This window comes from Streptosporangium vulgare (genome assembly GCF_042428775.1).
Taxonomy (GTDB): Bacteria; Actinomycetota; Actinomycetes; order Streptosporangiales; family Streptosporangiaceae; genus Streptosporangium; species Streptosporangium vulgare.
Genome location: NZ_JBHMBS010000094.1, coordinates 1 through 1,820 on the forward strand (window position 1 = coordinate 1; position 1,820 = coordinate 1,820).

A 1,820-nucleotide genomic window follows, 5' to 3' on the forward strand; every position below is an offset into this window, starting at 1 on the left:
CGCGGCGAACCGCCACCCGAAGGGCGTCATCCCGAAGATCTGCTCACCCACGCCGACCATCCACTTGCCCAGCGGCGGGTGGGCCACGTAGAGCGGGCAGGGATCGGCCTCCGGCGGCGTGCACTTGACCAGGAAGTCGGTGTTCCCCGCGATGATCATGCGGTCGGCGACCGGGTCGTCCACGGTGCCGAGCGAGGCCCGCTCCACCCCGTAGTGGATCAGCGCCCAGGCGTCCTTGGCGTAGTACGTCTCGTCGAACACGACCGCGCGCGGCCGGCCGAGGTCGACGAACCGCAGGACCCCTCCGAACACCGCGACCAGCAGCGGCCCCAGCCAGCCCCAGACCACGCTTCCCTGCATGGGCGGCAAGAGGCGATCCCGTATTAATCCCATTCGGGCAATTATGGTGATAAATCAGCTTCGATGGACAGCGTCATAAAGATCGCGTTTGGGGATTCCCGCGGCCTTCGCCACGTCCACGATCGCCTGCTTCCTCGGCACCCCCGCCTCCTCCCGGCGGGCCACCTCGCCGACCAGGTCCCCGATCACCGGCGGCAGGGCCTGCCCGGCGTACCCCGCGACGACGACCGTGATCTCCCCCTTGACGCCCCCGGCCGCCCACTCGGCCAGCTCCCCGAGGCCACCTCGCCGCACCTCCTCGTACGTCTTGGTGAGCTCCCGGCAGACCGCCGCCCGGCGGTCGGCGCCGAACGCCTCCGCCATCGCCGCCAGCGCGACGTGCAGCCGGTGCGGCGCCTCGAAGAAGACCATGGTGCGCTCCTCCTCCGCGAGGGCGGAGAGCCTGCGGGAGCGCTCACCGGACTTGCGCGGCGGGAAGCCCTCGAAGCAGAAGCGGTCGCTGGGCAGCCCCGAGACGGCGAGCGCCGTGGTCACCGCCGACGGCCCGGGCAGCGAGGTGACGGCGATCCCCGCCTCGACCGCCAGGCGGGTGAGGCGGTAGCCGGGGTCGGAGACCCCCGGCATGCCCGCGTCGGTGATGACCAGCACGGTCTTGCCGTCCTGGAGGGCCTGGAGGAGCTCGGCGGCCCGCCCTGCCTCGTTGGCGTCGTAGTAGGAGACGATCCGGCCGCCGATCTCCGCGCCCAGCTCCCCCGCCAGGCGGCGCAGCCTCCGGGTGTCCTCCGCAGCGACCACGTCGGCACTCTCCAGCGCCTGCCGCAGCCGGGGCGAGGCGTCGCCCACCTGCCCGATCGGAGCCCCTGCCAGCACAAGCCTGCCGTTGTCCGTCACCGTTCCATCCTCCCGCATCCCGGATGGGCGCCCAGCCTGGGAGGAAGTTCCCAAATTGGTCATCTAGCAATTTTTTTCCTGGGCTGAAGGGGGTGGGGGGACCGTACGATGTCCGGGTGGCCGTGACCGACTTCACCAACCAGGGACCGCAGCAGCCGGAGCCCCAGGAGCCCCAGCCGCCCGGCGGGACCAAGGGCTCTGCGCGCGACCGGCTCGTGCCGCCGATGCCCAACGGCGCCCTGTGGGGCTGGCTGGGCCCGCTGCTGGTCGCGGCGTTCGGAGCGATCCTGCGGTTCGTCGACCTCGGCCACCCGCGCGCGATCATGTTCGACGAGACGTACTACGCCAAGGACGCCTCGGCGTTGCTCACCTTCGGTGCCGAGCACAACGTCGTCAAGGACGCCGACAAGATCCTGATGGGGGGCGGCACCGACATCTGGCAGCAGTGCGCGCCCACCGAGCTCGACAAGTGCGCCTCCTACGTGGTCCACCCGCCGCTGGGCAAGTGGATGATCGGCGTGGGCGAGCAGATCTTCGGGATGACCCCCTTCGGGTGGCGGTTCGCCGGA

Annotated in this window: 1 protein-coding gene and 2 pseudogenes; 1 reads left to right on the forward strand and 2 read right to left on the reverse strand. The window is 71.0% G+C overall.

The features are described 5' to 3' along the window. Both ACFFRH_RS44085 and rsmI read right to left on the reverse strand, forming a co-directional pair. Positions 1 to 360 (reverse strand): annotated as a pseudogene (locus ACFFRH_RS44085) (phospholipid carrier-dependent glycosyltransferase); the annotation flags it as partial. 54 nt (positions 361 to 414) lie between these two features. Then, the gene (rsmI, locus tag ACFFRH_RS44090) at positions 415 to 1,269 is read right to left on the reverse strand and encodes a 16S rRNA (cytidine(1402)-2'-O)-methyltransferase (RefSeq protein ID WP_344743856.1); all 855 of its coding nucleotides are present in this window, start codon (positions 1,267 to 1,269) and stop codon (positions 415 to 417) included. A gap of 98 nt (positions 1,270 to 1,367) precedes the next feature. On the opposite strand from rsmI, the pseudogene ACFFRH_RS44095 reads away from it, so the two are divergent. Then, positions 1,368 to 1,820 (forward strand): annotated as a pseudogene (locus ACFFRH_RS44095) (phospholipid carrier-dependent glycosyltransferase); the annotation flags it as partial.